This is a genomic window from Terriglobales bacterium, assembly GCA_035691485.1.
In the GTDB taxonomy this organism is placed as follows: Bacteria; Acidobacteriota; Terriglobia; order Terriglobales; family Acidobacteriaceae; genus JAIQGF01.
The window spans coordinates 1-6,262 of record DASSIZ010000131.1; the positions used below are offsets into that span (position 1 = coordinate 1).

Consider the following 6,262-nt stretch of genomic DNA (forward strand, 5'->3'; position numbering starts at 1 on the left):
TCTGCGTCTTTATTAATCGCAACGATGGTTCTGGCGCCCTTCATGCCCACGATGTGCTGAATGGCGCCGCTGATGCCCAAAGCCAGGTACAGCTTCGGCGCCACGGTCTGCCCCGACGAGCCGATTTGCCGGTCCATCGGCAGCCATCCGGAATCGCAGATTGGGCGCGACGCCGCCAACTCTCCCCCCAGCGCCTCCGCCAACTGCTTCGCGATGTCGATATTCTTCTGCTCTTTGATGCCGCGGCCGACCGCGACAATAATCTCCGCCTGCGTCAGATCCACCGCCTGCTTGGCTTCCTTGAACGGCGCCTCCGGACGCGTGCGGATCACACCGTCTGCGACCTCGATATTCACCGTCTCCACCGGCGAAGCGCTGGCTGCCGCCTCGGCCTTGTCGGCGCGGAAGGCGCCGGTTTGAAAGGTGGCGAAGTACGGTGGATCTCCCCCGAGCGCGACATCGGCGGCGAACTTGCCCTGGAACATCTGCCGCGTGAACAGCAGGTCGTTGCCGTCCTTGCGGAATCCGATGCAGTCGCTCACCAGCGTGCGCCCCATCGCCGTCGCCAATTGCGGCGCGAAGTCGCGCACCTGGTAGGTGTGCGGCATCAGCACCATGCGCGGCTGCCGTTGCGCGATGAACTGTTTCAGCGCCGCGACAAAACCGTCCGGCGTGTAGGGTTCCAGCTGGGACGATTCGATCGCGTACATCTTGGCGAGCTTCTTGCCTGCCACCTCTTTTGCGATTTCGCCCACGCTTTTGCCGGCGACGGCGGCTTCCAGCGTCCATCCGGTTTCGGCGGCCATTGCCTGGGCGCCGGCGATCGTCTCCAACGAGACGCGGTTCAGCTTGCCTTCGCGTTGCTCGACAACGACAAGGATCGTGTCAGCCATGAGTGCCTCGTTCGACAGCCCTTAGCTCTTAGTCTTTAGCTCTTTGCTGTTAGGTTCTAGCCCTCGGTTTCTACGCGGGCGCGAATCACGATTCCGCTCACCACCAGCGCCAATCCCAGCGCCGCGAGCGCGATCATCACCACCGCAAACCCGGTTTTGTGGCCCAACTTCAAACCGGCGGGCAGGAAAAACAGGATGAGGAAGTCAAAAAAACAGATCATCCCGCCGATCACTTCCAGGCTTAAGCCCTTTTCGCGAACCTCGACATCGCTTGGCACTGCCATGACGCACCTCGCTATGAGGTACGCAATATCACACCCGCCCGGCGTCCGCTAGGAAGCCGATCACACCATCAAGCGGCCCGCTCGTCTTCGCTACCCGCCGCCTCCAAGTGCGGCCGCACCATGTGGCCCATAGCCAGAGACGCCGTCTGCCCCCGGCGCATGCCCGCGGCCACCAGGGCCAATCCGAGCAAGCCCTCGATCGCCGTCCAGTACAGCCACAGCAACGATCCGTCGCGGATGCCGACAAAAATGAACACTGCCGGAATCGCGTCGAACACCAACAGCAGCGCTCCAATCGCCTTCAAGGTGAGCGCCTGGTGTTCCAGTTCCTCAGCCGTAAGCTGCCCGGCTGCAATTCTCTCTTCCACGCGGCCCATGTTCGGCCTTTCCGGCCGGCCGCCGCGTGGCGGTTCAAATCACGCGCGCTTCGTCCCGCAGCTTCTCGACCAGTTTCTTGGCCACTTCCGCGGGACTTCCCTGCAGCAGCTCGGTCTTCTTCGTCTTCTCAGGTATATAGAGTCGCCGAACCTGCTGAAGGTTGGGGCCCAGCGCCGATTGCACCTCGGCCAGCGTAACTTTTTTCAAGGGCTTATTCTTGGCCTGCTTGATCCCGATCAGGGTTGCATAGCGCAGCTTGTTGATGCCGGACTGGATGGTAAGCACGGCCGGCACCGGCATATCCACGTACTGGAAAAATCCGGCTTCCAGTTCCCGCTTCACGCGAATGCCGCCGTCCTTCTTCTCGAGCTGCATGATGATGGTGGCGTGTGGCCAGCCCAGCAGCTCCGCCAAAATCACTCCCGTCTGCGCGAAGCCGTAATCGTCGGATTGCAGCCCGGTGAAGATCAGGTCGAACTTTTCTTCTTTTATGGCAGCAGCAAACGCACGAGCGGTGTTGGACGCGTCCAGGCCGACAAAACCCGCGTCTTCCAGGTGAATGGCGCGGTCAGCGCCCTTGGCCAGGGCCTCGCGCAAAACCTGCTGCGACCGAGCCGGGCCGGCCGTGATCACCACCACCTCGCCGCCGTGCTTCTCTTTCTGCCGTAGAGCCTCTTCCAGCGCATAGGCGTCAGGCTCGTTCACTTCGTAGGAAACATCTTCGCGGATCCAGGTTCCGCTCTCGTTCAGCTTCAGCGGAGCGTCCTTCTGCGGCACCTGCTTCATGCAGACCAGGATTTTCAAAGGTCCACCTCGACAAGATTGACCGACTCTTTGGCAACCGGCGAGTATAAATGACGCGCGCGTGGCTCCGAAAGGACAGGCGGCGGGATAAAACGTGTCGTCCTGAATTGAGATTTTCAAAACGACAAAAGCCCCGGTTGAAACCGGGGCTTTCATTCGGGGAGGTTCGGACTGAGGATTAGCGATAGTCTTTGTCGTCCGAATGCTTGCTGTCCTGGCGCGAATCGTCCGACTCAGGCTTCGGCTGCGTCTTGCTGTAGTGCTTCTTGTTGCTGCTGGAAGCCGCGCTCGTCGATGAAGACGAATCGGAAGAGGCGGCAAGCGATGCCGGCTTCATCCCGACGTTGGCCGAGTTGGAACCGCTGGTGTTGATCGAAGTGTTGCCGGCTCCGACATTGGCGCCGGTGGACATCGAACTGTTCATGTTCGCCGACTTGGAATTTCCGTTGGCGGAAGCGGTGGTGTCGCTGCTCGCCGAGCCGCTGACATTCACGTCGTCAGACTGGTGAGCCGCAGACTGCGCGGTCTGGCTGCCTTCATGCTTTGCTTTCTTGGCAGCTTTCTTGGCCTTCTTTTCCGCCGCCTTCTGATCAGCACGCGCCTTGGCGTCCGCCTGTTGCTGGGCGCTCATGGTTGTCCCGACCGTGTTGCCGACAGTCTTGCCGGCATCGATGTCGGCGCCTGCATCGAGCGTGTGATTAACGCCCGCGCCGAGATTGCCAACGTTGCCGGTGGCGCTACCGCGCTGTCCAACGCCCAAACCTAGTTGCGCCGCCGCCGGTAAGGACAGCGCCGCGCCGAGTGCCAAGAACATGCTGTAATTTGTCATCCTCATCAGTTTCCTCCTCGAGCTTGGCCTGGTCACAGCCAGATGTGACGTCCTTGCTCACGGCCGGCAGTAGTGCAACTTCTAAGCCAGAGCGCCTCAATTGTAAGTGGTTGCTTACTAGACACTTAACCGGTGTGAAAAGCTATGCATCCACGAAAGTAACCGGCAAAAACTACCGCCGGCGTGCATTTTCGCGGTCACCGCGAGGTACCGTAAATATGATTAATCGAGGAACGCTACGGACTGAACGCCGGAAACCTCGAAGCGTTTGCGGCAGCGCATGTTCTTGCACATGACCATGTCGTCGCGCCGGACCATGTAGGAGCGGGCCTTGGCAAACTTGGCGCGGTCGCGCTCGTCGGCACGACCGGGCAATTGGCGCTTCTTGGTGCGCACGATCCAACCCAACTCGTATTCGCCCGCCTGATGGCAATGCGGACAATTCAACGTAAAAGGTTTCTTGTCCTGCCGCTCATCGAAGAAGTCGCGCTCGTCCATTCGCCGCCTCTCGGTGCCGCCAGTAAAAATTATTGCATAATGGCGGTGCAAACGTAGCCCTGATATGGCAAAGAAGAGAAAACCCAAGCCGTTTCGCGCGGTTACGGCGGTGAAGTCGGCCGCACGCGAGCACATCGGGGCGCCTCCGCCTACGCGCTTCGAGCCCGACGTGAAGAAAAAGGCGCGTCCCAAGCACAAACCCACCTTGCCTAAGTTGCTCTCCGATCCTGACAACATGTAATGCAGAATGAAGAATTGAGAATGCAGGATGCCTGATGCATTCGCTGAAGGTATGACCGGCCTGAGCGGCCCCATCGACGGTCGACGAAGAACCGACGATTATTCTTCATTTTCAATCTTCATTCGTCCCGTGCTACGCTTTTGCTACTTCCGGCAATCTAGGCTTGCCGCAAACGGGGTTCTCGTGTCCAGCATGCCCGCACTCTCACCGGCGCCAGTCTTGCTGTTTGTGCAAGGCGCGGAGCAGCGCCGCATCGTGATCGATCACACGCCGTTTACCATCGGGCGCAAAACGGACCGCGACCTGCACATTCCCGACTCGCGCGTGTCGCGCGAGCACGCCTCGATCCTCTCCGAAGGCGGCCGCTACTACATTGTTGACCAGGGCGGACGCAGCGGCGTGTACGTCAACCGCACGAAGCGCGAACGACACGCCTTGGAGGCGAACGACCGCTGCGATTTTGGGCTGGAAGATTTCTACCTGGTATTCAATCCGACCACGCCGGTGGCCACGTCTTCGGAGCTGCTCAGCCAGATCTCGATGGTGCCGCGCGGCGGCGGCGGATCGGAACTGGCGCAGCTCCGTCTTTTCCTGGAAGCAGCGCGCCGCTTGCGGACGAGCGGGGTTCTTGGCGACGTCATCGCCACCCTGCTGGATTGCAGCTTAAAACTCACCCACGCCGAGCGCGGCTTCGTATTCCTGCGCGGTTCCGACGGCGCTCTCCAAATGGGCGCGGGCAGAAACATGAAGGGAGAAACGCTGACCGACGACACCACGATCAGCCGCTCGCTGCTGAACCAGGCGGCCGATTCGGGAGCGGAATTTGTCGTCAGCGATACCTCGCAATCCGCCGACCTGGCCGGACGCGTCAGCATCATCAGCCACGACCTCCGCACGGTAATCGCGATTCCACTGCGCCGCAGCGGCGCCGTTGAGAACAGTCCTCGCGCCGGCAGCAACAAGAAGAGCCGCAATCCGATCCTCGGGGTGCTGTATCTCGATAGCCGTATCGCCTCACGCGGCCTTCACGGCGTGAGCCAGGATATCCTGCACGCCATCGCCAAAGAGGCTGCCGGCCTCCTGGAGAACGCGCAATTGGTGGAGGTGGAAGAAGCGGCGCGCCGTTACCAGCAGGAATTGTCGATCGCGGGGACGATCCAGCAGCGCCTCATGACGGTGCGCATCCCCGACGTGCCGTTCGCCGAAGTCCAAGGACGCAATCTGCCGTGCCAGGAAATCGGCGGCGACTTCTTCGACGTTGTGCGCACGCCCGACGCGCTGGCGGTAGTGCTCACCGACGTTTCCGGCAAAGGCGTCTCCGCGGCGCTGCTGGGTTCGGTGATCCAGGGCATGCTGTACTCGCAACTGGCGCAGGGCATCTCGCTGGAATCGGCGGTCACCGCGGTCCACAATTTTCTGTGCCAGAAAGACGTCGGCGAAAAGTACGCCACCATGGTCCTGGTTCGCTTGTGGGCCGACGGCAGGCTCGAACTGCTGAATTGCGGCCACGTGCCACCGCGTCTGGTCTCCGGGGGAAAAGTCACGGAACCGGACAACGTCAATCCTGCCATCGGATTGTTGCCCGACGTCAGCTTCCAGAGCATGAGCCTGCAACTGCAGCCGGGCGACCGCATATTTCTGACGACCGATTGCGTGGTGGAGGCCGAAAACTCCGAGGGCGAATTTTTTGGCTACGAACGGCTTGACCATGCCGCGCTCACCGAGGGTTTCGAGGGCGTGTTCCGAGCGGTGAAGGAATTCTGCGGTTCCAGCCCGCTGCAGGATGACTGCACCGTGGTTGAGTTGCTGTACTCAGGCGGTAAAACCGCCACCTAGTGCCGGGAGTTCTGACGTTTGCCCCGCACTGCCTCCGCAGCTACAATACAAAAACACTCGTAGGCCCGTAGCTCAGTTGGTTAGAGCGCTTCCTTGACACGGAAGAGGTCGATGGTTCGAGTCCATTCGGGCCTACCACTTACTTCATTGAATCTGCCGAGTACGCACCGGCAGGCCTTCCGTAAATTGGCGCTTCTCGCTGGCGCGATCAGTTCGCCACCGGCACCTCTGCACTTCATCAGGCAACTCCAAACTCGTCACCAACTGGTGACGAGTGAAAGCAGAAAAGCAAGCCGGCACAGGGTTAAGGCTTGTTGACCTCGTTTTTTGACACCGAAGAGGTGCTAGCCGGATCACGCCGGCCAAGTCTGAATTACCGGTGAAAAGCGGGCTTCTCGACAGCTCGACCAAGACCGTTGCTTTCCATTTAGTTGCAAGAAACTGCACTAGCACGATCTTTGCTGCTTTGGCAGCATTGAAAACAAAGAGGAACACTAGC

The 6,262-nt window shown here is 60.2% G+C and carries 9 protein-coding genes and 1 tRNA gene; 3 read left to right on the plus strand and 7 right to left on the minus strand.

The genetic code is table 11. The features are described 5' to 3' along the window. The 6 genes from VFI82_16515 to VFI82_16540 form a co-directional block, all read right to left on the minus strand. Positions 1–893 (minus strand): electron transfer flavoprotein subunit alpha/FixB family protein (locus VFI82_16515; GenBank protein HET7186290.1); only part of this gene is annotated, 893 nt, incomplete at its 3' end. A gap of 56 nt (positions 894–949) precedes the next feature. Then, positions 950–1,177: a hypothetical protein gene (locus tag VFI82_16520; GenBank protein HET7186291.1), complete on the minus strand. Its 228-nt coding sequence runs from the start codon at positions 1,175–1,177 to the stop codon at positions 950–952. A gap of 68 nt (positions 1,178–1,245) precedes the next feature. Next, on the minus strand, positions 1,246–1,554 hold the full coding sequence (locus VFI82_16525) for a hypothetical protein (protein HET7186292.1): 309 nt from the start codon (positions 1,552–1,554) through the stop codon (positions 1,246–1,248). A gap of 34 nt (positions 1,555–1,588) precedes the next feature. Continuing rightward, positions 1,589–2,359, minus strand: a complete 771-nt coding sequence (locus VFI82_16530) for an electron transfer flavoprotein subunit beta/FixA family protein (GenBank protein HET7186293.1) — start codon at positions 2,357–2,359, stop codon at positions 1,589–1,591. Positions 2,360–2,537: 178 nt separating this feature from the next. Next, positions 2,538–3,194, minus strand: coding sequence for a hypothetical protein (locus tag VFI82_16535; protein HET7186294.1), 657 nt, complete (start codon positions 3,192–3,194; stop codon positions 2,538–2,540). Between the two features lie 216 nt (positions 3,195–3,410). After that, complete coding sequence (locus VFI82_16540) at positions 3,411–3,686, minus strand: hypothetical protein (GenBank protein ID HET7186295.1); 276 nt, start codon at positions 3,684–3,686, stop codon at positions 3,411–3,413. Between the two features lie 64 nt (positions 3,687–3,750). On the opposite strand from VFI82_16540, the gene VFI82_16545 reads away from it, so the two are divergent. The 3 genes from VFI82_16545 (at position 3,751) to VFI82_16555 (ending at position 5,901) form a co-directional block, all read left to right on the plus strand. Beyond that, positions 3,751–3,927 carry a hypothetical protein gene (locus tag VFI82_16545; protein ID HET7186296.1) on the plus strand — a complete coding sequence of 59 codons (177 nt, stop codon included), beginning with the start codon at positions 3,751–3,753 and terminating at the stop codon, positions 3,925–3,927. Between the two features lie 192 nt (positions 3,928–4,119). Further along, positions 4,120–5,763 (plus strand): SpoIIE family protein phosphatase, encoded by a 1,644-nt coding sequence (locus VFI82_16550; protein HET7186297.1) that lies wholly within the window; start codon positions 4,120–4,122, stop codon positions 5,761–5,763. A gap of 61 nt (positions 5,764–5,824) precedes the next feature. Continuing rightward, positions 5,825–5,901, plus strand: a tRNA-Val gene (locus tag VFI82_16555). A 6-nt stretch (positions 5,902–5,907) separates the two neighbouring features. On the opposite strand, the gene VFI82_16560 is transcribed toward VFI82_16555, so the two are convergent. Next, positions 5,908–6,262: hypothetical protein (locus tag VFI82_16560; GenBank protein ID HET7186298.1), on the minus strand; the 355-nt coding region annotated here is incomplete at its 5' end.